Source organism: Phenylobacterium sp. (genome assembly GCF_035569475.1).
GTDB lineage: Bacteria > Pseudomonadota > Alphaproteobacteria > Caulobacterales > Caulobacteraceae > Phenylobacterium.
In genome coordinates this window covers 1-23,624 of record NZ_DATMNA010000125.1, presented here as the reverse complement: position 1 = coordinate 23,624, position 23,624 = coordinate 1, and the positions used below count along the sequence as shown (strand labels likewise).

General features: G+C 70.6%; 25 protein-coding genes and 1 pseudogene. 11 read left to right on the top strand and 15 right to left on the bottom strand.

Annotated elements, in window-relative coordinates:
* Positions 1-140, top strand: a pseudogene (locus tag VNW53_RS19640) (IS5/IS1182 family transposase); the annotation flags it as partial.
* Here VNW53_RS19640 and VNW53_RS19635 read toward each other — a convergent pair.
* The 5 genes from VNW53_RS19635 to VNW53_RS19615 all read right to left on the bottom strand — a co-directional run bounded on the left by VNW53_RS19635 (position 137) and on the right by VNW53_RS19615 (position 3,711).
* Positions 137-916, bottom strand: coding sequence for an anti-sigma factor (locus tag VNW53_RS19635; protein ID WP_325557747.1), 780 nt, complete (start codon positions 914-916; stop codon positions 137-139). The pseudogene VNW53_RS19640 and the gene VNW53_RS19635 overlap by 4 nt on opposite strands.
* The gene (locus VNW53_RS19630; protein WP_325557746.1) at positions 913-1,566 is read right to left on the bottom strand and encodes a sigma-70 family RNA polymerase sigma factor; all 654 of its coding nucleotides are present in this window, start codon (positions 1,564-1,566) and stop codon (positions 913-915) included. Before VNW53_RS19630 ends, VNW53_RS19635 begins: the two co-directional genes overlap by 4 nt.
* Before the next feature lie 21 nt (positions 1,567-1,587).
* The gene (locus VNW53_RS19625; protein WP_325557745.1) at positions 1,588-1,950 is read right to left on the bottom strand and encodes a cupredoxin family copper-binding protein; all 363 of its coding nucleotides are present in this window, start codon (positions 1,948-1,950) and stop codon (positions 1,588-1,590) included.
* Between the two features lie 27 nt (positions 1,951-1,977).
* Positions 1,978-2,940, bottom strand: coding sequence for a metallophosphoesterase family protein (locus VNW53_RS19620; RefSeq protein WP_325557744.1), 963 nt, complete (start codon positions 2,938-2,940; stop codon positions 1,978-1,980).
* A 180-nt stretch (positions 2,941-3,120) separates the two neighbouring features.
* Positions 3,121-3,711 (bottom strand): cytochrome b, encoded by a 591-nt coding sequence (locus VNW53_RS19615; RefSeq protein WP_325557743.1) that lies wholly within the window; start codon positions 3,709-3,711, stop codon positions 3,121-3,123.
* A 251-nt stretch (positions 3,712-3,962) separates the two neighbouring features.
* Between VNW53_RS19615 and VNW53_RS19610 the strand changes: the two genes are divergently transcribed.
* The 5 genes from VNW53_RS19610 (at position 3,963) to pnp (ending at position 9,921) form a co-directional block, all read left to right on the top strand.
* A complete protein-coding gene (locus VNW53_RS19610) occupies positions 3,963-5,654 on the top strand; it encodes a tetratricopeptide repeat protein (RefSeq protein WP_325557742.1) in 1,692 nt (563 codons plus the stop codon).
* 185 nt (positions 5,655-5,839) lie between these two features.
* Entirely contained in the window at positions 5,840-6,271 is a 432-nt protein-coding gene (rbfA, locus tag VNW53_RS19605) for a 30S ribosome-binding factor RbfA (protein WP_325557741.1), read from the top strand.
* Positions 6,271-7,215 carry a tRNA pseudouridine(55) synthase TruB gene (gene truB, locus VNW53_RS19600; RefSeq protein ID WP_325557740.1) on the top strand — a complete coding sequence of 315 codons (945 nt, stop codon included), beginning with the start codon at positions 6,271-6,273 and terminating at the stop codon, positions 7,213-7,215. Before rbfA ends, truB begins: the two co-directional genes overlap by 1 nt.
* A 3-nt stretch (positions 7,216-7,218) precedes the next feature.
* Positions 7,219-7,488, top strand: coding sequence for a 30S ribosomal protein S15 (gene rpsO / locus VNW53_RS19595; RefSeq protein WP_325557739.1), 270 nt, complete (start codon positions 7,219-7,221; stop codon positions 7,486-7,488).
* A gap of 288 nt (positions 7,489-7,776) precedes the next feature.
* The gene (gene pnp / locus VNW53_RS19590; RefSeq protein ID WP_325557738.1) at positions 7,777-9,921 is read left to right on the top strand and encodes a polyribonucleotide nucleotidyltransferase; all 2,145 of its coding nucleotides are present in this window, start codon (positions 7,777-7,779) and stop codon (positions 9,919-9,921) included.
* 263 nt (positions 9,922-10,184) lie between these two features.
* On the opposite strand, the gene VNW53_RS19585 is transcribed toward pnp, so the two are convergent.
* From VNW53_RS19585 to mutM, 7 genes are all read right to left on the bottom strand, one after another.
* Positions 10,185-11,000 carry an SDR family oxidoreductase gene (locus tag VNW53_RS19585; protein WP_325557737.1) on the bottom strand — a complete coding sequence of 272 codons (816 nt, stop codon included), beginning with the start codon at positions 10,998-11,000 and terminating at the stop codon, positions 10,185-10,187.
* 122 nt (positions 11,001-11,122) lie between these two features.
* On the bottom strand, positions 11,123-11,497 hold the full coding sequence (locus VNW53_RS19580; protein WP_324361920.1) for a DUF6481 family protein: 375 nt from the start codon (positions 11,495-11,497) through the stop codon (positions 11,123-11,125).
* 63 nt (positions 11,498-11,560) lie between these two features.
* Positions 11,561-13,006 carry a chromosomal replication initiator protein DnaA gene (gene dnaA / locus VNW53_RS19575; RefSeq protein ID WP_325557736.1) on the bottom strand — a complete coding sequence of 482 codons (1,446 nt, stop codon included), beginning with the start codon at positions 13,004-13,006 and terminating at the stop codon, positions 11,561-11,563.
* 405 nt (positions 13,007-13,411) lie between these two features.
* On the bottom strand, positions 13,412-13,681 hold the full coding sequence (gene rpsT / locus VNW53_RS19570; protein WP_324360327.1) for a 30S ribosomal protein S20: 270 nt from the start codon (positions 13,679-13,681) through the stop codon (positions 13,412-13,414).
* 137 nt (positions 13,682-13,818) lie between these two features.
* Entirely contained in the window at positions 13,819-14,601 is a 783-nt protein-coding gene (locus VNW53_RS19565; protein ID WP_325557735.1) for an enoyl-CoA hydratase, read from the bottom strand.
* Between the two features lie 29 nt (positions 14,602-14,630).
* Entirely contained in the window at positions 14,631-15,497 is an 867-nt protein-coding gene (locus VNW53_RS19560; RefSeq protein WP_325557734.1) for a TraB/GumN family protein, read from the bottom strand.
* Between the two features lie 8 nt (positions 15,498-15,505).
* The gene (gene mutM / locus VNW53_RS19555) at positions 15,506-16,384 is read right to left on the bottom strand and encodes a bifunctional DNA-formamidopyrimidine glycosylase/DNA-(apurinic or apyrimidinic site) lyase (protein ID WP_325557733.1); all 879 of its coding nucleotides are present in this window, start codon (positions 16,382-16,384) and stop codon (positions 15,506-15,508) included.
* Between the two features lie 90 nt (positions 16,385-16,474).
* Between mutM and VNW53_RS19550 the strand changes: the two genes are divergently transcribed.
* Both VNW53_RS19550 and ubiB read left to right on the top strand, forming a co-directional pair.
* The gene (locus tag VNW53_RS19550) at positions 16,475-17,233 is read left to right on the top strand and encodes a class I SAM-dependent methyltransferase (protein WP_325557732.1); all 759 of its coding nucleotides are present in this window, start codon (positions 16,475-16,477) and stop codon (positions 17,231-17,233) included.
* Positions 17,234-17,253: 20 nt separating this feature from the next.
* Entirely contained in the window at positions 17,254-18,771 is a 1,518-nt protein-coding gene (gene ubiB / locus VNW53_RS19545; RefSeq protein ID WP_325557731.1) for a 2-polyprenylphenol 6-hydroxylase, read from the top strand.
* A 49-nt stretch (positions 18,772-18,820) separates the two neighbouring features.
* Here the strand turns inward: ubiB and VNW53_RS19540 are convergent, their stop codons facing one another.
* Positions 18,821-19,324 carry a cupin domain-containing protein gene (locus VNW53_RS19540; RefSeq protein WP_325557730.1) on the bottom strand — a complete coding sequence of 168 codons (504 nt, stop codon included), beginning with the start codon at positions 19,322-19,324 and terminating at the stop codon, positions 18,821-18,823.
* 17 nt (positions 19,325-19,341) lie between these two features.
* Positions 19,342-19,938 (bottom strand): hypothetical protein, encoded by a 597-nt coding sequence (locus VNW53_RS19535; protein ID WP_325557729.1) that lies wholly within the window; start codon positions 19,936-19,938, stop codon positions 19,342-19,344.
* Positions 19,939-20,074: 136 nt separating this feature from the next.
* Between VNW53_RS19535 and coaBC the strand changes: the two genes are divergently transcribed.
* Genes coaBC through VNW53_RS19520 form a run of 3 tightly spaced genes read left to right on the top strand, consistent with a single transcriptional unit; the run spans position 20,075 to position 22,363 of the window.
* On the top strand, positions 20,075-21,265 hold the full coding sequence (gene coaBC / locus VNW53_RS19530) for a bifunctional phosphopantothenoylcysteine decarboxylase/phosphopantothenate--cysteine ligase CoaBC (RefSeq protein ID WP_325557728.1): 1,191 nt from the start codon (positions 20,075-20,077) through the stop codon (positions 21,263-21,265).
* A 10-nt stretch (positions 21,266-21,275) separates the two neighbouring features.
* Entirely contained in the window at positions 21,276-21,728 is a 453-nt protein-coding gene (gene dut, locus VNW53_RS19525; protein ID WP_325557727.1) for a dUTP diphosphatase, read from the top strand.
* A complete protein-coding gene (locus VNW53_RS19520; RefSeq protein ID WP_325557726.1) occupies positions 21,725-22,363 on the top strand; it encodes a hypothetical protein in 639 nt (212 codons plus the stop codon). Before dut ends, VNW53_RS19520 begins: the two co-directional genes overlap by 4 nt.
* 174 nt (positions 22,364-22,537) lie before the next feature.
* On the opposite strand, the gene VNW53_RS19515 is transcribed toward VNW53_RS19520, so the two are convergent.
* The coding region (locus VNW53_RS19515; protein WP_325557725.1) for an amidase family protein at positions 22,538-23,624 on the bottom strand (1,087 nt) is incomplete at its 5' end.

Below are 23,624 nucleotides of genomic sequence, written 5' to 3'. Positions count from 1 at the left end.
TCGTCGAGCGCTACTTCTGCAAACTCAAGCACTTCCGCCGTGTCGCCACGCGCTTCGACAAGCTCGCCAGGAACTTCCTTGCCGCCGTGCTCCTCGCCTCAACTCGACTCTGGCTCAGAGCTTATGAGTCCACGACCTAGTGCGAGGGATCCGGGGAGTGGGCCTGGTAGGCCGCCTTGAACCGCAGCAGGTCGGCCGGCTCGATGTCCGAAACCGCGGCGTACCGCAGCCCGCCGGCGGTCCACTCCACCAAGGTATAGCCGTCGCGGCGGATGGTGCGCGCGGCGTTGAACAGCCGCCCCTGGGCCGACCAGACGAAGAGGTTCACCGTGTGCAGCCGGCGGCGATAGACGATGGCCGGCGCGACGCGGCCGTCGATGTAATCCAGACGCCCGCCGACCAGGGGGAAGCCCTGGGCGCTGAGGTCGGGGACCGGCGGGGCGATGTCGACCTTGCCGTTGAACCAGGGCCGCACGACGTGCTGGTCGGAGGTGGCCACGTCGGTGATGTGATTGGCCAGCAACGACCGCACGTGGCTGGCGACCAGTTGCCGTGCGACCTCGCCGTCACCCACCTGCGGCAGCACGATCATCACCGCCAGCGTCGCCGCCAGCAGGCCGGCCATGCCGCTCGCGGCCCAGGGCGAGGTCCGCCGCATCGAGGGCGCGGCCGGCGGTTCCGGCGTGGCGGCCTCAGCGCCCAGCATGGCCTCGACCTTGCCGCGCAGCCGCTCGGGCGCGCGGTGCGCCACGCCCGGCGTCGCCAGGCTCTCGCGCAGGGCCTCCAGCCGCCGATACTCGGCCTCGCAGCCCTCGCAGGTCTTCAGGTGCGCCTCGCAGGCCGCGGCGTTGACGGCGTCCAGCTCGCCGTCCAGCAGGCCCTGGAGCTGCATGGCCTTGTCAGGGCAGGCGCTCATCGCTGGATCTCCCGCCGGGCCGCAGCCCCCTCCGGCTGCAGCATGTCGCACAGCATCTGTCGCGCCCGGGCCAGGCGCGACATCACGGTGCCGATGGGGACGGCGGTCAAGGCGGCGATCTCCTTGTAGCTCAGCTCTTCCAGCTCCCGCAGGACCAGGGTCTCGCGGAAGGGCTCGGGCAGGTTTTCGATCACGGCGCGCAGGGTCTCGGCCTCGCGCCGGCGGATCAGCGCCGCCTCCGGCGTGTCCTGGCCGGGATCGGCCACATTGGCCAGCGCCTGGGCCTGGACCTCGCTCAGCGCCCCCTCCTCGACCAGGAGCTTGCCGGTCCCGCTGCGCCCGGCGGCCCAGTTGAGGAAGCAGTTGCGCACGATGGCGAACAGCCAGGCCTTGGGCGGCCCGCCGCGCCAGGCCGGGAAGGCCTTGAAGGCGCGCAGGAAGGCTTCCTGCACGATATCCTCGGCGGCGGTCGCGTCGCGGCTCAGGTAGCGGGCGAAGTTGTAGGCCGCGTCGAGGTGGGGCAGCACCAGCTCGCGGAACCGGCGGGTCTGGTCGCGCTCGGCGGTTCGGGCGTCGGACGCACGCCGCCCGCCGGGCGTTCCGCGGCTGAACGCCAGGTGCGGCCGGAAGAACGGCTTTCGCACGTCCATCGTCTATCGCCCTGCCCCGCCTCAGCCCGCCGTGACGATCACCTTGCCCGTCATGTGCGGGTGGAGCGAGCAGAAGTAACCGTACTCTCCGGCCCTGGTGAAGGTGAAGGAGAACCGCTCGTCGGTGTCGAGCACGCGGGACTTGAAGCTCTTGTCGGCGGCGACGACGGTGTGGGGGATGTCGTCCTGGTTGATCCAGGTGACGGTGGTCCCGACGGCGATCGTCAGGGCCTGGGGCCCGAAGACGAAGTTGTCGATCGTGACGCTGGGGCCGGCCGTCGCCGCCGGCTGGGCCGCGAAGGCCGGGCGCGCGGCGCCGACGCCGGTCAGGGTCGCGAGGCCGAGCGCAAGCGCCAGGGCGCCCGCCTTGAAGGTCTTGGGCATGGGAGTAGGTCCGTTCTTGAAGTGGGTTCAGGTCGCCAGGGTCTGGTCGACCAGGGCGATGGGGGCGTGGCCGCGCACCAGGGTCGCGGTGGTGATCCCCAGCATGGAATGCAGTTGTTCGGTGGGCACCTTCAGCGGCCCGGGCGAGGGGGCCTGGCCGCCCACCGGCTGCGGGAAGGCCGTGGAGCGGGCCGTGTGGAAGGCGATATTGCCCTCCACCTTCTGGGTGATCTGGTGGATGTGGCCGTTCAGCACGGTCACCGAGCCGAAGCGCCTGAGGTAGGACAGCGCCTGGGCCGCGTCGTCCGTGCCCCAGCCCCAGTCGGCGTAGACCGTCCAGAGCGGGATGTGGGCGAAGACCACGATCGGCTGCGACGACGGCCGCCGGGCCAGGTCCTTCTCCAGCCACTCGAGCTGGTCGGGGCCCAGGTTGCCCATGCCGCCGGCCTTCAGGTTGACCACATTGATCAGGGCCACGAAGTGCACGCCCTTGTGGTCGAAGCTGTACCAGCCCGCGCCTTGCGTCCCCTTGCCGAAGCGGTCGAGGTAGGCCTTGCCGGCGCCTTCGTCGAGCATGTCGTGCTCGCCCGGGACGTGGAACACGGTGAGGCCGGCTTCGCGGATGATCTGCTCGGCGTCGTCGAACTCCTGGTCCTTCGAAAGCTGGGTGATGTCGCCGGTGTGGATGATGAAGTCCGGCTTGACCGGCAGGGCGACGATCTTGGCGACCGCCTCCCGGTAGGTGGCCGCCGCGTCGGGGTTCGCGGGCTTGGCGAAGCCCACGTGGCTGTCGCTGATCTGCAGGAAGGTGAAGTCGCCCGCCGCATGCCCAGGCGCCTGGGCGGCCGCGGCCACGGCCCGGTCGAGCCCGATCGAGCTGGCGAGCCCGCCGCTGACGGTGAACAGCGCCCCGGTCCCGGCCCAGGCCATGCATTTCAGGAAGCCCCGGCGGTCGCCGGGCGTGTCGTCGTGGCTCTCTTCGGGGGTCATCGTCAGCTCCTTTGGGACAGGTCGTCTGGAAAGACCGTCGAGCCGTGGGCTTTATTCCCAGGGGCCGGCCGTCGTGCGGGTTCGGAAGGGTTGAGGGGGCGCCAGCCAGCGGCGCCCCCTCTCGCCTGGGCGCCGCGACGGGGCGGGCGGCGCTCTGGCGAACGGATCGGCAGGCGGCCCCTAAGTCTTGCGGGCCGGCCAGGGCCACATGGACGAAAGCACCCCGTCGCGCCGCGCCAGGCCGTGAAACAGGGCGGCGGCGACGTGCAGGCCGATGAGGCCGAGCAGCAGCCAGCCGCCGACCTCATGGATGTTGTGGAAGGCGCCGGTCAGCGCCTTGTGACGGGCCATCACCCGCGGCGCCTGGAAGACGAAGAGCTGGAAGGGCTTTCCGCGCGCCAGGCTCTGCGCCAGGCCGGTCAGCGGCTGGACCAGCATCAGGACATAGAGCGCCGCCTCGCTGGCCGCTGCGGCGGCCTTCTGCGGCCGCGGCATATCCGCGGGCAGGGGAGGGCGCACGGCGAACCTCAGGCGCCACGCCAGCCGGGCCAGGGCCATGATCCACAGGCCGGCGCCTACCGAGCGATGGAGCGTCAGGCGCTGGGCCGCCGCGCCGCCGTCCTGCGCCAGGCCGAGCGACCAGGCGCTGGCGAACAAGGCGGCGATCATCAGGACGCTCAGCCAGTGCAGGCCCTGGCTGACGTGGTCAAAGCGGGTCCGCGCCGCGGCTCGCGCGGCCGTCTGCGGCGGAGGGGAGACCAGGGCGTCCATGGCGGCTCCGGCGCGGGCCGGTCGCCCCCAAGTGGGCCGCGCCTGCGCCAACACCAGACCGCGGCGCGCGCCGGTTTATTCCCGGCCGCCGGGGCGGCGGGCCGGGCGTGTTTCAATCTCGCCAAACAGCGACATATCGAACATCGCTACGGAAATCCGTTCGTCGCCGAAAGGCGCGATGACGGGAAATGCTCCTGACCGGGATAGGCTCGGGCGAACCCCGACCCCCACTGGCTGAGGCCGCCGGGCCGATGCGCGCAGCCGTCGCGGATCACGCCGCGGGACGCCTCGCCCAGGCCGAGGCCGCCTATCGGGAGATCCTCGCGCGCTGGCCCGACCATCCCGAAGCCGTGGGCATGCTGGCGCTGATCCTGGCGGACGGCGACGACCACGAGGCGGCCGAGGCCATGGCCTACCGCCACCTCTCCCTGCGCCCCAACGAGGCCACGGCCCTGCTGGCCCTGGGCCGGCTTTGGGCGCGCCAGGGCGACGACGAGGCGGCCGCGCCGCTGTTCCGGCGCGCGGCCCGGCGGGCCCCGGCCTTCGCGCCGATCCACAACGAACTCGGCGTCTCGCTGCACCGGCTTGGCCGCCGCGAGGAGGCGCTGGCGGCGCTGGACGAGGCCATGCGGCTCGACGCCGCGTTCCAGGTGGCGCGCGGCAATCGCGGCCTGGTGCTGGTCGATTGCGGACGGTTCGACGAGGCCGTCGACGAATTGCTGAACGCGCTGGCGAACCCTGACCCGACTCTGGGGGCCGCCGCCGCCATCCTCCTGAACGCCCTGTCCAAGGCCGCGGCCCGGGTCGAGCGGCTGCCGGAGGCGGAGGCGGCGGCCCGGGCCTATCTCGCGGCGGGCCATGACGAGGCCGGGACGCTCGAGGAGCTGGCCGTCACCCTGGACCGGTCGAAACGCCACGAGGAGGCCCGCCAGATCCGCAACGGCCTGGCCCGCCGCTTCGGCGTGCAGCGGCGAAACGCGAGCGAGGCCGCCCTCGAGACCGTCGTCGTCCTGTGCGCCGTCGGGGCCGGCCACCTGCCGACCCGCTACCTCGTGGACCCGGCATGCTTCACGACGCTCACCCTGGCCCTGCTGTCGCCGGACCAGCCGGACGCGCCGCTGGGCCAGATCGACCCCGGCTCCCTGGCCGAGGCCGGCGTGATCTTCAACACGCTCGGCGACGCGGACCGCGACGATGGCCAGTTGGCCGCGGCCGCCGCCTTCTGCGCGGCCTTGGGAAAGCCCGTGCTCAATCCGCCGCAGGGCATTCCCCGCACCGGCCGCGCCCAGGCCGCGGGCCTGTTCGGCGACATTCCGGGGATGGTGACGCCGCCGGTCCGCGCCCTGGCGCCGGCCGATCTGGAGGCCTTGACGATCGAGGCCCCGGTCCTGGTCCGGCCCGCCGGGGACCATGGCGGCGAAAACCTCGTGCGGCTTTCCAGCGAGGCCGAAAAGCAGGCGTACCTGGCGCGCGGACCGGCCGAGCGCCTGTTCCTGACGCCGTTCCACGACTTCCGCTCGCCCGACGGCTACTGGCGCAAGTACCGCCTGGTCTTCGTCGACCGGCGTCCCTATCCCTTCCACCTCGCCATCGGCGAGGACTGGCTGCTGCACTATTGGCGCGCGGAGATGGCGAAGTCCGACTGGAAGCTCGCCGAGGAAGAACGGTTCCTGGCCGACTGGCGAGGGGTGTTCGGTCCGCAGGCGGCCGCCGCGGTCGACGAGGTCGGCCGCCGCCTCGACCTCGACTATGGCGGCATCGACTGCAGCCTGACGGCCGACGGCCGCCTGCTGCTGTTCGAGGCCAACCCTTGCGTCCTGATCCACCTGGACGAGGCGGCGGAGACCTCGCCGGCCAAGCATCGCTACGTGCCCCCGATCCGCGACGCCTTCACCCGCATGTTGCGGGCCCGAGCCGCCCAGAGCCCGTCGCAGCCGACCTGAATCGAGTCAGCCGGGACCAAACGGGCCCCTCGGCTATATCTGGAGCCCTTCTCGTTCCCCCCAAGTCTGATCCGACCTGAAGGGGAAGGGCTCTCGCTGGACACGCGGGGCTCGCGCGACTAGAAGCCCGCCTTCCCTGCGTCGGCGCGTCCGATCCGCGCCCCAGGTTCGACGCGAGCCCTGCCATGAAACGCCAAGCCCCCCATGCGCCTTCCGGCCCCTCGCAGCGCCAGTTGCGGGCCGGCGAGCTGATGCGCCACGCCCTGGTGGAGATCCTGCGCGAGCAGGAGATCACTGACCCCGACATCGCCGGCGTCTCCATCACCTTGACCGAGGTCCGCATGAGCCCGGACCTGCGCAACGCCACGGTCTTCGTCGAGCCCCTGGGCGGCGGCGAACAGGCCGCGGTGGTGGTCAAGGCGCTGAACCGCCACCACAAGTTCCTGCGCGGCCGCCTGGGCCACGCCATCGACATGAAATTCACCCCGGCGCTGAAGTTCCTTCACGACGACACCTTCGACGCGGCCGCGCGCATGAACCGGCTCTTCGACGACCCCCGCGTCGCCCAGGACCTGAAGCCGGGCGAGCCTTCCGGCGGCTGGAAGGACGAAGACTGATGGCCCGCCGCCGCAAGGGCGACGCGGTCAACGGCTGGATCTGCCTCGACAAGCCCTACGACCTGACCTCGACCCATGCGGTGAGCCGCGTGCGCCGGGCGTTCAACGCCCAGAAGGCCGGCCACGCCGGCACGCTGGATCCGCTGGCCACCGGCATCCTGCCGATCGCGCTGGGCGAGGCGACCAAGACGGTTCCCTACCTGGTGGACGCCGACAAGGCCTACCGCTTCACCATCGCCTGGGGCCGCACCACGGCCACCTACGACCGCGAGGGCGAGGTGACGGCGCAGTCCGATGTCCGGCCGTCGGTGGCGCAGGTCGAGGCCGTCCTGCCCCGCTTCGTGGGCGAGATCAGCCAGGTCCCGCCGGCCTATTCGGCGATCAAGGTGGACGGCGAGCGGGCCTACGACCTGGCGCGCGCCGGGGAGACGGTGGAGCTGGCGGCCCGCATCGTGACCATCCATTCCGCCCGCGTCGCCGAGGCGCCCGACGCCGATCACGTCACCCTGGAGATCGAATGCGGCAAGGGCACCTATGTCCGCGCCATCGCCCGCGACCTGGCCGAAATGCTGGGCGCCTGCGGGCACGTCAGCGACCTGCGCCGCACGCGCGTCGGGGGGTTCACCGAACAATCTGCGGTGACGCTGGAATTCCTTGAGGATTTAGGGCATAAGGCCCGCCAGTCGGAGCTATTGCTTCCGGTCGAGACCGCCCTGGACGACATCCCGGAGCTGGCCGTGACCGCCGAAGACGCTTTCCGGCTGAAGCAGGGACGGTCGATCGTTCTCGTTCCCCGACAGGTGGAATCGGTCAAAGCCAGGCTCAAGCCCGGCTCGCGCACCGTTTCAGCCATGGCGGGCGGGATGGTCGTCGCACTCTGCGAGATGCGCGCGGGCCGGCTCGAACCCTCGCGGGTCTTTCATCTCGACAAGAGCGGAGATTGACCGATGTCGATTACGGCCGAACGCAAGGCTGAAGTGATCAAGTCCCATGCCCGCGGCGAAGCGGACACGGGCAGCGCCGAAGTCCAGGTGGCGATCATGTCCGAACGGATTTCGAACCTCACCGAACACTTCAAGACGCACAAGAAGGACAACCACTCGCGCCGGGGCCTGCTCAAGCTGGTCTCCGCCCGCCGGTCGCTCCTTGACCACCTGAAGAAGTCCGATGCGGACCGCTATCAGAAGCTGATCGAGACCCTCGGCCTGCGCCGCTAGCCACCGCCGGCCCCGGCGAAAGCCGGGGTCCGCAGAGGCTGACGCAGCCCGACCGCCCGCAGGGATCCGGCTTTCGCCGGGACGAGCGGGAGTTAAGACCGCCGCTCCTCCGCAACAGGCCGGGGGACCCCAATGCGGCACTGGCGATCCCATTTCAGTTCGGGACCGCCGCACACGCCGAGGGCTGACACGAAGTCCTCATCGCCTGTTCATTTGGAGAGGATTTCGGAAGCCCGATCCCTGTCCGCCCCCGCCGGGAATACGCCCGCGGGATAGAAAGAAGCGAAAATGTTCAATATCAAACGCAAGACTATCGAGTGGGGCGGCAAGACGCTGACGCTCGAAACCGGTCGCATGGCCCGTCAAGCCGACGGTTCCGTCCTGGCCACCTACGGCGAGACCATGGTGCTGGCCACCGCGGTCTTCGCCAAGAGCGCCAAGCCCGGCCAGGACTTCTTCCCCCTGACCGTGAACTACCAGGAGAAGTTCTACGCCGCGGGCAAGATCCCGGGCTCCTTCCCCCGCCGGGAGGCTGCGCCCTCCCAGAAGGAAACCCTGACCAGCCGCCTGATCGACCGTCCGATCCGCCCGCTGTTCGTCAAGGGCTTCAAGAACGAGGTGCAGGTGGTCTGCACCGTGCTGGCCCACGACCTGGAAAACGATCCGGACATCGTGGCCCTGGTGGCCGCCTCGGCCGCCCTGGTGCTGTCCGGCGCGCCCTTCATGGGCCCGATCGCCGGCGCCCGCGTCGGCTACGTGAACGGTGAGTACGTCCTCAACCCGACGCTGGACGAGATGAAGGACAGCCGGATGGACCTGGTGGTCGCCGGCACCTCGGACGCGGTCATGATGGTCGAGTCCGAAATCCAGGAGATGAGCGAAGACGAAGTGCTGAAGGGGGTGATGTTCGCCCACGCCGGCATGCAGCCGGTCATCGACGCGATCATCGAGCTGGCCGAGCACTCCGCCAAGGAGCCCTTCGACTTCCAGCCCGACGACACCGACGCCATCAAGGCGGAGATGAAGAAGGCCGTCGGCAAGGACCTCGCCGCCGCCTTCAAGATCCCCGCCAAGCTGGAGCGCCAGGACGCGGTCGCCGCGGCCAAGGCCAAGGCCACCGACAAGTTCGGCAAGTCCGACGAGAACCCGGCCGGCATCGCCCCCGACAAGCTGGGCGCGGTGTTCAAGGAGCTGGAAGCCGACGTCGTCCGCCGCAACATCCTGGACACCGGCGTCCGCATCGACGGCCGCAAGGTCGACCAGGTCCGCCAGATCGTCTCGGAAGTGGGCGTCCTGTCCCGCGCCCACGGTTCGGCCCTGTTCACCCGCGGCGAGACCCAGGCCCTGGTCGTGGCCACGCTCGGCACCGGCGACGACGAGCAGCTCATCGACGCCCTTGAGGGCAAGTACTATGAGAAGTTCATGCTGCACTACAATTTCCCGCCCTTCTCGGTCGGGGAAACGGGGCGCATGGGCGCGCCGGGCCGCCGCGAAGTCGGCCACGGCAAGCTGGCGTGGCGGGCGATCCGCCCGATGCTGCCGAGCGTCGAGGAATTCCCCTACACGATCCGCCTGGTCTCGGAGATCTTCGAGTCCAACGGCTCCTCGTCCATGGCCTCGGTCTGCGGCTCCTCGCTGGCCCTGATGGACGCGGGCGTGCCCCTCAAGAAGCCGGTCTCCGGCATCGCCATGGGCCTGATCCTGGAAAAGGACGGCTTCGCCGTGCTCTCCGACATCCTGGGCGACGAGGACCACCTCGGCGACATGGACTTCAAGGTGGCCGGGACCTCCGACGGCATCACCTCGCTGCAGATGGACATCAAGATCCCCGGCATCACCGAGGCGATCATGAAGCAGGCGCTCGCCCAGGCTAAGGGCGGCCGCGAGCACATCCTGGGCGAGATGGCCAAGGCCATGGAGGCTCCGCGCCACGAGCTGGGCGAATACGCGCCGAAGATCGAGACCATCAAGATCCCGGTGGACAAGATCCGCGAAGTGATCGGCTCGGGCGGCAAGGTGATCCGCGAGATCACCGCCGAAACCGGCGCCAAGATCGACATCGGCGAAGACGGCACGATCAAGATCGCGGCCGCCGAGCAGTCGAAGATCGAGGCGGCCAAGGAGTGGATCAAGTCGATCGCCTCCGAACCGGAAGTCGGCCAGATCTACACCGGAAAGGTGGTGAAGATCGTCGACTTCGGCGCCTTCGTGAACTTCTTCGGCGCCAAGGACGGCCTGGTGCACGTCAGCCAGATCGCCAACGAGCGCGTCAACAAGGTCTCCGACGTCCTGTCGGAAGGCCAGTCCGTGAAGGTGAAGCTCCTGGGCTTCGACGACCGCGGCAAGACCCGCCTGTCGATGAAGATCGTCGACCAGGAAACCGGCGAGGACCTGTCGTCCAAGCAGGAACAGCCGGAAGGCGCGGACGCCTAAGGGCTCCGATCCACGGCAGACATGACGAGGGCGGCTGCAGCGATGCAGCCGCCCTTTTCATTGCCTCCTCTCCCCCCGCGAAGCGGAGAGGGAGAGGATCGAGGAAAGGGCGGCTGGATCTTGAAGCCGGTCCGACGGTTCATCGGGGTTTGCGGCGGCGCCGCTCCCGGGTCATGGCTGGACCGTCGAGCAGGGTTCAGCGCGGCGCCGCCCTCTCCTCGATCCTCTCCCTCTCTTCGCTGCGCTCGGGCGAGAGGCGATGCCTACGCCTCGACAGCCGCCCGGACCCCATACCGCGCGGCGGGATGCGCCTTCGACAGGTTCGGCGCCAGCTTCAGCCGCGCGGCCTGGAAGGCGTCCCAGTCGGCAGGGTCGGGCAAGGAGGGGATGGTCACCAGCTCGCCCTTGTCGAGGCCCGCCAGGGCCGCGTCGACAAGCTCGTCCACATCCATGGTTCGATCCGGATCGAGCGTTGACGGGTCGCGGCCGGAGCGCTCCCAGATCTCGGTGCGCGTGGCGCCGGGCAGGACGGCCTGAAAGGTGACGCCGGCGCCGCCGATCTCCTCGTTCAACCCTTGCGTCAGATAGAGCACGAAGGCCTTGGTCGCGCCGTAGACCACGCTGCGGTACTCCGGCAGCAGGCCCACCACCGAGCCGACGTTGATCAGGGTCCCGCGGCCGCGGGCGTTGAAGGCCTTGGCCGCGGCGTTGGCCAGGCGGGCCACAGCCACGACGTTGAGCCGGATCAGGTTTTCGATCTGCTCGGGCCCGTGCTCCAGGAAGCCCCCGAACAGGGCCGCGCCGGCGTTGTTGACCACCAGGTCGAGGGCGGCGTCGCGGGCGATGCGGTCCTCAAGGCGTGTCAGGTCGGCGGGATCGGTCAGGTCGGCGCGGAAGACCTCGACCCTGACGCCGGTCTCGGCGCGAAGGCGGGTGGCGAGGTCCTCCAGTCGCGCGGCGTCGCGGGCGACGAGGATGAGGTCATGGCCGCGCCTTGCCAGACGGTCGGCGTAGGTCGCGCCGATGCCGGCGGAGGCGCCGGTCACCAGGGCCGCGCCGCGCGTGTGAGCTTGGGTCATCAGAAAATCTCCCGTCGGCGTCCAGGCGGCGCCCCGATGTAAGTGGCCCGCCCAGGGGCGGTCACAAGGCCCTATGGGGCCAGCCACAGATGAGAAATTCTGAACCTACCCGCAGCCGCCGGCTAACGCGCCTTGCGCGCCGCGTAGCGGGCGTCGCGCTTGGTCTGCGCCTCGGCCTTGGTGAGCTGCTTGCGCTCCTTGCGGGCGCCGCGCTTCTCGGCGAGCGCCGCCTCCGCGGCGGCGGCGATGGTGGCGTGGTCGGCGGCCAGGGCGTCGGCGGCGGCCTTGCGGGCCGCTTCTTTTTCGTCGGCGCGGGCGGTGCGCACCTCGTTGAGCTCGGCCTTGAGCTCGGCCTCGCGCAGGGCCGCGCGCTGTTCGAACAGCGGGTCGGTGACGGTGGGTTTGGGCTTCAGCTTCGCCAGCAGGGCCGCCTTGGCGTCGGCGGCGGCGGACAGGCGATCGGTCAGGCCGGAGCCCTTGAGGTCTCTCGCGGACATGGGCGGCTTTTCAGGTGGGACGCCGCGATTGCGCGACGGCCCACCCTACAGCATTTCGGCCCTTTAGCCCCGCAGCTTCCGCAACAGCACGTCCACGTCGCGGGCGATGGCCGGGTCCTCGGCCTTCAGGCCTTCGATGCGGCGCACGGCGTGCAGCACCGTGGTGTGGTCGCGCCCGCCGAAACGGCGGCCGATGTCGGGCAGGGACCGGGTGGTGATCTGCTTGGCCAGCCACATGGCCACCTGGCGGGGCCGCGCCACCGCGCGGGCGCGGCGTTCGGAGATCAGGTCGGCCTGTTTGAGGCCATAGTGCTCGGAGACGACCTTCTGGATCTGGTCCACCGTGACCTTGCGCTCGTTGCACGACAGGTGCGGGCGCAGGATCGTCTGGGCCTCGTCCAGGGTCAGCCGCGCCACTTCGCCGCCGACGCGGGCGACGAGAGTGTTCAGGGCGCCCTCCAGCTCGCGGACGCTGTCGGTGAAGCGGTCGGCCAGGAACTGCATGACCTCGGGCTTGGCGGACGGCAGGAAGCGGCCCTGCTGGGCGAGCGTCTGCAGCTTGCGCTCCAGGATGCCCAGGCGCAGCGCCCGGTCGGCCGGCTCGATGCCGCAGACCAGGCCCGCCTGCAGGTGGGACCGCAGCCGCGGCTCCATCTCCGAGATCTCGGTCGGCGAACGGTCGGCGGTCATCACCACGCGGCGGCCGTCTTCGACCAGCGCGATCAGGGTGTGGAACAGTTCCTCCTGGGTGGAGGTCTTGCCGGCCACGAAATGCACGTCGTCGATCAGCAGCAGGTCGGCGTTGCGCAGCTCGTCTTTGAACGCCGCGGTCTGCCTGTCCTGCAGCGCCTTGACGAAGGTCGAGGTGAACCGCTCGGCGGTCAGATAGACCACCCGCTTGGTCGGCTCATTGCGCATGGCCTCCCAGGCGAGCGCGTTCAGCAGGTGGGTCTTGCCGAAGCCGTAGGGCCCGTGGAAGACCACCGGGTTGAAGTGGCCGTCCGACCAGGCCGCGACGCGGCGCGCCACGGCGAAGGCGAATTCGTTGGAAGGGCCCGCGACGAAGCTGTCGAAGGCGAACCGGTCCTGCAGGCCCAGCAGGCGGCCGTGGCGGGCCGCGGCGGGCGCAGCTTCAGCCTCGACCTCGAAAACTTCGGGCGCGGTCGAAGCCTCGACCGCCTGGGCCGCCGGAGCCGCCGCCGCGGCGTTCGCCGGGGCGTCGAAATCGAACTCCATGCGCGATTTCAGGTCGAGCCTGCGGCCCAGCGGATCGTTCTGGGCCCACAGCTCTCCGATACGGCGCCAGGCATGGCGGGCGATCCAGTCCCGCGCCACCCCGGTGGCGGCCACCAGGCACACGTCGTCCCCGGTCTCGCGCAGCGCCGCTTGTCCCAGCCAGGAGCCGAACGTCGCCTCGCCCAGTTCGCGCTTCAAGACCACGCAGGTCTTTGTCCACACGACCCCGGCCGGTGCGCTCGCCATAGCTCCCGCAACCCCCCCGCTCATCATCTCTGTTTTTCCCGTCTGCCCGCCTCACGGTCGAAGCCCCACGCAGCGACCGCACCTATTTCTCAACACAAACAGGCTCTTATCCGGCGAGCGCATGCACTCCGCCGGCGCCCCGTTTTGATCCGGGATCAGATCGAAGACGCCTGTAAGGAGGCAGACACTAATGGGGGGCCGAGGCCGGTCAACGGTGATTCTTCGGCGCGTCGACGGATATTTTCGTTGACTCGCACGGAGCCCTTTTCCGCCCTAGGAAAACGCAGAACAGCGGTCCGTGCGCTGAGCAGATTCGCCGCATGTGTCGCACCCGGGACGCAGGCCCTAAACGCGAAAACGGCGCCCGCGGGGGCGCCGTTTGGCAGGTCGAATTCCGATGGGAAAGGCGGGGTTTCGTCCCCGCCGGCCGGGTCAGGCCGCCGACATCTTCCGGAGCTGGGCGGCCAGGCGCGAGACCTTGCGCGAACCGGTGTTCTTGTGAACGACGCCCTTGGTGACGGCGCGCATCAGCTCCGACTGGGCCTTGACGAAGGCGTCCTTGGCCGCGGCGGCGTCGCCCGAGGTCAGGGCCTCGTCGAACTTGCGCAGGAAGGTGCGCACGCGCGAGCGGCGGGCGGTGTTGACTTCGGTGCGGCGGGCGATCTTGCGGACCGCCTTCTTGGAGCCGGGCGTATTGGCCATTTAGGAGCTTCTCATGCGAACGCGCCCGGCGGGCCGGGCGGTGAAAATTGGAGGCGCGGATATACGGGAGGATCGAGGGCGGGTCAACGTAGGTCGCGGGGATTCCGTGCGGCCATTTCGACCCCACGGCCGCGCCCCTACTTCCCCGTGAACTTCGCCGGCCGCTTCTCGACGAAGGCGGCCATGCCTTCCTTCTGGTCCTCGAAGGCGAAGAGCGAGTGGAACAGGCGCCGTTCCATGGCCACGCCGGTGGACAGGGTCGTCTCGAAGGCGGCGTTGACCAGCTCCTTGTTCATGGCGACCGCGAGCGGCGACTGGGCGGCGATCTTGCCGGCGGCGGCCAGGGCTTCCTCCAGCAGCTTGTCGGCGGGGACCACGCGGGAGACCAGGCCCGCGCGCTCGGCCTCGGCGGCGTCCATCATCCGGGCGGTGAGCACCATGTCCATGGCCTTGGCCTTGCCCACCGCGCGGGGCAGGCGCTGGGTGCCGCCGATGCCGGGCATGACGCCCAGGTTGATCTCCGGCTGGCCGAACTTGGCGGTCTCGGCGGCGATGATGAAGTCGCAGAGCATGGCCAGTTCGCAGCCGCCGCCGAGGGCATAGCCGGCCACGGCCGCGACGATCGGCTTGCGGAAGCCCTCGATCCTCCGGGCGGCCGGGCCGAAGAAGTCGGCGGCGAACATCTGGGCGTAGGACTTGTCCGACATCTCCTTGATGTCGGCGCCGGCGGCGAAGGCGCGGTCCGAGCCGGTGAGCACCACGCAGCGCACGCCGTCATCGCCCTCGGCGATGTCCAGGGCGGCGGAAAGCTCGCTGAGCAACTGGCTGTTGAGCGCATTCAGCGCCTGCGGCCGGTTCAGCCGGATCAGGCTCACGCCCGCCTGCGGGGCTTCGACGATCAGGGTTTCGTAAGTGCTCACGGGCGGGCTCCTTGGCTGGCCCAGCGGCCTTACGGCCCCGTGACCGAATAGCCAAGGGCCCGCAGGCGGGCGGGCACGCCCTCGGGGCCGATCAGGTGGCCGACGCCCACCACCACAACCGTCTTGCCGTGGCCCTTCATCCGGGCGTCCAGCACCTGCGTCCAGCGGGCGTTGCGGTCGGTGACCAGGCGCTTGAAGAGGTCGGGCGAAGCCTTGCGCAGGGGGGCGAGCGCCTCGGCGTCGAGGGTCGCCATGTCGCCGTCGATCCAGGCCTTCACCAGCACTGCATATTCGTCGGGCTTGTCGGCCATCTCGTGCAGGGTCTCCCGCAAGGAGGCGAGCTGCTCGTCGCTGGAGCCGCCGGAGAGCATGCCGATCTGCTCGGCGGGCGTTTCGAAGGCCTGGCGCCTGGCCTGCGGGGCCATGGCCGAGATGATCTTCTCCACCCCGGTGGTGGCGTCGGCCCCGACCTTGCGGTAGGCGCCGCCGGCCAGGGCGATCTCCGCCAGCCACGGCTTCAGCCGGTCCAGCAGCGCCGGCGAGACCTGATAGGTCGCCGCCACCTGGCTCATCAGCGCGGCGTCCTCGGGCGGCAACAGCTTGAAGAGCGAGCCGTCCGGCGGCAGGACGCCCAGTTGCTGGGCCAGCATCGCCGTGTTGGCCTCGCTCTGCGGGTCGATGGGCAGCTCGAACCAGATGTCGTCGGCGTTCTTCAGCGCGCGCTCGAGGGCCGGCGGCTCCCAGTCCAGGTTGGCCGGCAGGACGTGGATCGAGCCGAACAGCACGATCTCGCTGTCCTTGTCCTTCACCACCCAGACCGGCGGGGCCGCGGCGGCGGTTCCCGCAAAGGTGAGGGCCAGGGCGAACCCGGCCAGGGCGCGACGGAGGCGGCTCATGGCGCGGATCATTTCTGGCAAACGGGGCAATAGAAGGTCGAGCGCCCGGCCTGGACCTTCCGCGCGATGACGCCGTCGCAAGGATCGTTGAAGCAGGGCTCGCCCTCGCGGTCGTAGACCCGGAAGCGATGCTGGAAATAGCCGAGCGCCCCGTCCGTCTGGGCGAAGTCCCGCAAGGTCGAGCCGCCCGCGGCGATCGCCTCGATCAGCACCGCGCGGATCTCGGCCACCAGCGCGTCGAGCCGCGGTCGGGAAATCCCGCCGGCCGCCTTGAAGGGCGAGATGCGCGCGCGGTTCAGCGCCTCGCAGACATAGATGTTGCCCAGCCCGGCCACGATCCGCTGGTCCAACAGGAGGGTCTTGGGCCCCTGTTTGCGACCCTTGAAGGCGCCGCGCAGGCGCTCGGGGCTGAAATCCTCGGAGAGCGGCTCGGGGCCCAGGCCCGCAAACCACGGATGCAGGTGCAGGGTCGCCGAATTGACCAGGGCCATGTAGCCGAACCGGCGCGGGTCGTAATAGGTGATCCTGGCGCCGGCTTCGGTCGTGAAGACGATGTGGGCGTGCTTGGGGTCCGGGTCCGGGGCGTAGTGGAACTCGCCGGGCCGCTCCACGCCTTCAGGCCCCTCATGCCGCGGCTGGGCGATCTCGAAGCGGCCGCTCATGCCCAGGTGCATGACCAGGGTGTCCTCCCGGTCGAGGCTGGCGAGCAGGTACTTCGCCCGCCGCGCCAGGCGGGTCACCGTCGACCCGGTGAGCACCTGGACGAAGTTGGGCGGCAGGGGGAAGCGCAGGTCGGGCCGGCGGGCCTCGACGCGGGCCAGCCGATGGCCCTCCAGCACGGGAGCCAGGCCGCCGCGCACCGTCTCGACCTCGGGAAGTTCGGGCATGCGTCTGGCTTGGCATGGCGGGCGGCGCGCGCCAACCCCTCGCGTATTGGGGCCTTGGAGCCCCGCAGCCGGGGGGCTAAGAGGCAACCCATGACCGGACCCGCCGCCACCTTCGGCTTCCGCGACGTGGACGCGAGCGAAAAGCCCGGCCTCGTGCGGGGCGTCTTCGACCGCGTGGCGCGCCGCTACGACCTGATGAACGACCTGATGAGCGGGGGCGTCCACCGGCTGTGGAAGGACGCCGTGGCGGCGCGGCTGAACCCCCAGCCGGGCGAGACGATCGTCGACTGCGCCGGGGGCACCGGCGACATGGCGCGGCGCTTCGCGACGATGGCCCGCCGCGTCCAGCTCCGCCGCGGCGGCGAGGACGCCCGGATCTTCGTCATCGACTACAACGCCGAGATGGTGGCCGCCGGCCGCGAGAAGGGAAGCGAGCCGGAGATCGCCTGGGCCGTGGGCGATGCGCAACGCCTGCCTCTGCCCGACGCCAGCGCCGAGGCCTATGTGATCGCCTTCGGCATCCGCAACGTCACCGACATCCCAGCGGCCCTGCGCGAGGCGCGGCGGGTGCTGAAGCCGGGCGGGCGCTTCCTCTGCCTGGAATTCTCCCGGCCGGTCACCGAGGCCCTGCAGAAGGCCTATGACGCCTATTCCTTCAAGGTGATCCCGGAGATCGGCGCGCGGTTCGGCGGCGACCGGGACGCCTACCAGTACCTGGTGGAAAGCATCCGCCGGTTCCCGGACCAGCGCCGGTTCGCCGCCATGATCGGCGAGGCGGGGTTCGCCCGGGTCGAGTTCACCAACTTCACCGGCGGGGTGGCGGCGCTGCACACCGGTCGGGCGATCTAGCGGCATGGGCGCGGCCCCCTTTGAGTAAGATCGGGGCGTTCGGCCGCATGACCGCCGCGGTCTGGGCGCTGGTGCGCAACGACGCCCTCCTGCCGCGCGAGCTGGATGACGCCTACCTGCCGTCGGTGGCCTTCATCGGCCGCACGCTTCGGCTGTTCGCCGGCCCCGGCGCGCGCCAGGGGCGGCCGGGCGAGCGGCTGGCGAGGGCCTTGGAGGGCACGGGGCCGGTGGCGATCAAGCTCGGCCAGGTGCTGTCGACGCGGGGCGACTTCTTCGGGCGTGAGTTCGCCGAGGACCTGTCGCGGCTGAAGGACCGGCTGCCGCCCTTTCCCACCGCGCTTGCCCGAGCCGAGGTCGAGAAGGCGCTGGGGCGCACCGTGGAGAGCCTCTACGCGGAGTTCGGCGAGCCGATCGCGGCGGCCTCGCTCGCCCAGGCGCACGAGGCAAGGCTGCTGGACGGCCGCAAGGTCGCGGTGAAGGTGCTGCGGCCGGGGATCGAGCGGCGGGTGGCCGCCGACGCCGAGAGCCTGATGCTTGCCGCCCGGCTGATCGACCGCTGGATCCCGCCGGCGCGCAGGCTGGAGCCCATCGCCTTCGCCGAGACGGTGATCCGCGCCGTGACCCTGGAGCTGGACCTGCGGCTGGAAGCCGCCGGGGCGGACGAGCTGCGCGAGGTGATGGCCAAGGACGGCTACATGGCCGCCCCGCCGATCGTCTGGGAGGGCGTCGGCAAGCGGGTGCTGACCATGGAATGGGCGCGCGGCTGGCCGCTCTCCGACGAGGCCGCCCTGACCCAGCCCGGGCTCGACCGCCAGGCCATGGCCGACAACCTGATCCGGGCCTTCCTGTCCCAGGCCCTGGACCACGGCGTGTTCCACGCCGACCTGCACGAGGGCAACCTGTTCGCTGCGGCGCCTGCCGCCCTGACGGCGGTGGACTTCGGTATCATCGGCCGGATCGGCCCGGCCGAGCGCCGCTACCTGGCGGAGATCCTCTGGGGGTTCCTCAACCGCGACTACGAGGCGGTGGCGCGCACCCATTTCGACGCGGGCTACGTGCCGGCCCATCACAGCGTCGAGGCCTTCGCCCAGGCGCTGAGGGCCGTGGGCGAGGCGGTGTTCGGCCGCCCGGCCAGCGAGGTGCCCATGAGCCGGGTGCTGCTGCAGCTCTTCGAGATCACCGCCCTCTACGAGATGCGCCTTCGGCCCGAGCTGGTGCTGCTGCAGAAGACCATGATGACGGTGGAGGGCGTGGCGCGGCGCATCCTGCCGGACCACAACATCTGGTCCGCCGCCGACCCGGTGGTGCGCCGCTGGATCGCCCGCGAGCTGTCGCCGGCCGCCCGGATCAAGCGCTTCGCCGACGAGGCGATGGCGGCGCTGCGCAACATCGCGCGGCTGGCCGAGACCCTGCCGGCCGCGGGCGCGACGACCGTCGAGGTGCGCGAGACACGTTCAGGCGGCTCGGCGCTGCTGTGGTTCGCGGCCGGCGCGCTGGTCGCCGGCGCGGCGTTCCTGGCGGCGATGTACCTGGGCTGACAGATCCTCCCCAGCGCGAAGCGCGGCCAGGGGAGCATCTTCTCCGCGTTCACTCGATCGTCGTCCGCGCCATCCATTCTTCACCGGTCAGCCGTTCCGCGCCCTCCACGTCGAACAGCTCCATCTTGCCGTTCCGGAAGACCGTGGTCTTGCCGATGGTCGGCATGTCGGCGATCTCCAGCGGATCGCGGCGGCCTGCTGTGAGGTAGACGAGGTCGCCCGGGCCTTTCGACTTCAGGGAATGGACCACCCCGTCGATGGGGAAGCCCACGAAGTCGCCCGGCCCCACCGGGTGGCCGACGCCGTCCAGCATCATTTCTCCCACGCCCTCGACGATGAAGACGAACTCCTCCGACACCGAGTGGGCGTGGGGGATGAAGCTCTCCTTGCCCGGCGGGATGCGGATCATATGGACGCCGAGCTGGCTCATCCCTGCCGGATCGCCGAGGGGGACCATCCGCATCTCCGAGGCCGGATTGTACGGATGGCGGCGGCGGCGGACCCTGGACCAGTCGATCTGGCCCGAACGCTGGATGTGTCTGGGGTCCGCCACGACCGCCTTATGGTCCGTCACTCCGCGGTGTCCGCGTACTTCGACCGGCGCGAGGCGGCCTGGCTATGCTCCTCGCGGTCCTTCTGCTTCTGCCAATAGGCCATGCCGTCGTCCGGCTTGAACATGGTTCTCGGCGCGCCGTCCTTGCTGGCCACCGCGAAGACGTTGCCCTTGGGGTCGTAGTAGAGGATGTCGCCGTTCTTGCGCGTCAGCGTCAGGGTGCCCTTCGGCGGGTGTCCCACGAAGGCGTGGGCCTTCTTGACGAACTGATCGAGGGTCTTGGCGTCGAAGGCCGCCCCGTCGCGCTCGAACTGGCGTTGGGCCCCTTCCTCCGCCGAGAACCGCTTGCTGGCCGCCCACATGGGTTTGCCGTCGTCGGCCTTGGCCACCTCGTCCTTGCGGTGGTCGACCTGCGGCGCGCCGTTGTCATAGCCGCCACGCCGGTCGGACCCGTAGGACCGGTCCGGCGCGCCGGCCGAGGCCACCTCCGGCGCGGCGGCCTTCCGGCTCACCGCCGAGGGGCCGTTGTCGCAGGCGCTCAGCAGAGCCAGCGCCGAAATTCCCAGCGCCAGGGACAGCCCCGCCCTTGCGCCCATCGTCCTCAACCCAGCCATCTTCCTTCTCCCAAACAGCAGAGCTTGGAACAAAGAAAGAACAACTATCAACGGTTGTCGAGTCCAAATTTGCGGGATTTGTCGTTGGGCCCCATTTGCCTTAAGGCGGACGCGCGTCGACGAGGGGCTGCACGCCTTGGACCAGAAGCGGATTCTCCTGATCGTCGGCGGCGGGATCGCGGCCTATAAGGCCCTTGAGCTCACACGCCTGCTGCGCAAGGCCGGCGTCGGGGTGCGACCGATCCTCACCGCTGCCGGCGCCCACTTCGTCACCCCCCTGTCGCTCTCGGCGCTGGCCGAGGACAAGGTCTATTCCGAGCTCTTTTCCCTGACCGACGAAGCGGAGATGGGTCACATCGAGCTGTCGCGCTCCGCCGACCTGGTGGTGGTGGCGCCGGCCACCGCCGACCTGATGGCCAAGGCGGCTCAGGGGCTGGCCAACGACCTGGCGTCGACCACCCTGCTCGCCACCGACAAGCCGGTGCTGATGGCGCCGGCGATGAACGTGCGGATGTGGCTGCACGCGGCGACCCAGCGAAACCTCGCGGCCCTGACAGCGGATGGCGTGAGCTTCGTGGGACCGGACGAGGGCGCCATGGCCTGCGGCGAGTTCGGGCCGGGCCGCATGGCGGAGCCGGCGGCGATCTTCGAGGCGATCATGGCCGCGCTCGGCCCGGGCGGGCGCCCGCTCGCCGGCAAGCGGGCCGTGGTGACCGCCGGCCCGACGGTGGAGGCCATCGACCCGGTGCGGATGCTGACCAACCGCTCGTCGGGCAAGCAGGGCTACGCCATCGCCGGCGCCCTGGCCGCCCTGGGCGCCGAGGTGACCCTGGTGAGCGGCCCCACCGCCCTGCCGGCGCCCGCGGGCGTCGTCCGCGTGGATGTGGAAAGCGCCCGCGACATGCTGGCCGCCTGCGAGGCTGCGCTTCCGGCCGACATCGCCGTCTGCGTGGCCGCCGTCGCCGACTGGCGCCCGGCCGAGACCGGCGGCCGGAAGCTCAAGAAGGACGCCGCCGCCCCCGCGCCCATCGCTCTGGTGGAGAACCCCGACATACTTGCCGCCCTGTCGAAGAATACCCGCCGCCCGAGGCTGGTGGTGGGCTTCGCCGCCGAGACCCACGACCTGGAGGCCCACGCCAAGGCCAAGCTGGCCCGGAAGGGTTGCGACTGGATCGTGGCCAACGACGTCAGCGTGGCCGGGACCATGGGCGGCGACGACAACGCCGTGGCCCTCGTCACCGGCGGCGGAATCGAGCGATGGGAGCGGATGGCCAAGGGCGCGGTGGCGCGCAAACTGGCCGAGCGCATCGCCGCCGAATTTCGTTGAGAGAGTTCAAGTGAACCCGACCGTTCCGATCACCCGCTTTCCGCACGCCGAAGGCCTGCCGCTGCCCGCCTACGAGACCGCCCAGGCCGCCGGCATGGACCTGCGCGCCGCCGTGCCGGACGACGAGCCCCTGGTGCTGCGGCCGGGCTCGCGGTTCCCGGTCCCGACGGGCCTCGCCTTCGCGCTTCCGCCGGGGTTCGAGGGCCAGGTTCGGCCGCGCTCGGGCCTGGCGTCCAAGCATGGCGTGACCTGCCTCAACACCCCGGGCACCATCGACGCCGACTACCGTGGCGAGGTGAAGGTGATCCTGATCAACCTGGGCGAGGAGGACTTCGTGATCCGCCGCGGCGAACGCATCGCCCAACTGGTGATCGCCCCCGTGGTCCAGGCCGCCTGGGCCGAGGTCGAGAGCCTGGACGAGACGGTCCGCGGGGCCGGCGGGTTCGGTTCCACCGGCCGATGAGCGAAGGCGGCCCCCGCAGGAAGCGCCTGCCGCTCCGCTGGCTGAGCCTGGCGGAGTTGGTGGGGATCACCGCGGTGGTGATCGCCGCGCTCGGCTATTGGGACACCCACCGCGAGCGCGCCCAGACCGACCGCGAGCGCGCCGCCGAGGCGCGGGAGAAGCAGGCCGAGGCCAAGGCCGGGGCGCTGAAGCTGGCCTTCCTGATGACCGGGACGCCGGAAAGCGGCGGCGACCGCCTGCGCCTGGCTACGGTGCATTCCGAGCAGGTGATCCAGACCCAGGCGGTCACCTTCCCCGCCGAGATCCGCGGCGACGCGGTGCAGACCACCGGCAACCCGCGCATTGAGGCCGGCTGGTTCGAGGCCGGCCTGGCCAAGGCCCTGCACGTCCGCGACGACAAGCGCCATCAGGGCCGCCTGCCGGTCGGCATCGCCACCAGCTTCATCGAGGACGGCCAGCCCAAGACCGACCAGGCGATCTACCTGATCGGCTATTCGACCCATCCGAGGGTGCTGCGGTCCGACAAGGTGGAGATGGAGGGCCTGTCCCTCGTCCGCCGCGGCGTCGGCGGCGACCTGCAGCCCGCGGTGGACGCGCTCTGGACGAAGCAGAACCCGCCGCCGGCCAAGCCCTAGGATATATCTCTCTCTGTCCGTCATCGCCCGGCTTGTCCGGGCGACCCATGAACACCTGATCGCGCCCGCGAAAGCGCGGCGGCGCCGCCCCGTCGAACCCATAGATGCGGAGCTCATGGGTGGCCCGGACAAGCCGGGCCATGACGGTCATGGGGACCGAGGAGCTGTCCCGCCCTAGATCGGCGGCGGGGCGAAGCCGCGGATGTTCTCGTCGATGGCCTGGGCCAGCGCCAGGGTCTTGCCGTCGCCGTACAGCGGCCCGATCAGTTGGGCGCCCACCGGCAGGCCCGCGGCGGACGGCCCCACCGGGATCGCGGTGGCCGGCAGGTGCAGGGCGGTGGCCAGCGAAATCCAGTCGAGCATCGCGGCGTAGGGAATTTCGCCGCCGTCCGACGCGGTCAGGCGGCGGCGCGCGAAGGGCCGGTGGTCGTGCGGAAAGGCCGTCACCGGGGCGATCGGCGCCAGGATCGCATCGAAGCGGCCGAAGACCTCGCCGATCTCGTGGCGCAGGCGGTTGCGCACGGCGTCGGCGGCCAGCCACTCGCGGTGGGTGGCGGTATAGGCCAGCGTCATGGCCGCCGCGGACCCCGCGCCGGCGCCGCGGGCGACCTGCCAGCGCGCGAGCCCCCGCATCCGGGACATGGCGCGGATGGCGCCGTCCGGCATGTCCTCGCCGATGATGGCGCCCAGCAGGGTCCGATAGGCGCTCATCAGGGTCGGCATGTGCACCGGCGAGGCGATCGGCGTCACCTCGGCCCCCGCGGCCGTCAGCTCGGCGGCGAAGCTTTCGAGGGCGGCGCGCACCTGCGGGTCCAGCGGGAAACTGGGCTCGTCCAGCCAGAGCGCGATCTTCGCGGCCTCCAGGTCGGCGGCCGGCGCCCGGGCGGCCAGCGGCCCGCCCTCGATCACCGACAGCAGGAGGCGCAGGTCGCGGGCCGAGCGCGCCATCGGGCCGACCACGTTCAGGTCGCGCTCGCTCCAGGAGCCGGGCGTGGGCGGCACCTGGCCACGCTGGCCGACCAGGCCCCAGGTCGGCTTGTGGCTGTAGACGCCGCAGAAGCTGGCCGGCACGCGCAGGGAGCCGCCGATGTCAGAGCCGATCTCCAGGGCCGTGACGCCGGCCGCCAGCGCCGTCGCCGCCCCGCCGGAAGAGCCACCGCAGGTCAGGGCCTGGTCCCAGGGGTTGTTGGTGGTCCCGTAGAGCTTGTTGAAGGTCTGCCAGTCGCCGGCCAGGACCGGGGTGTTGGTCTTGCCCCAGATC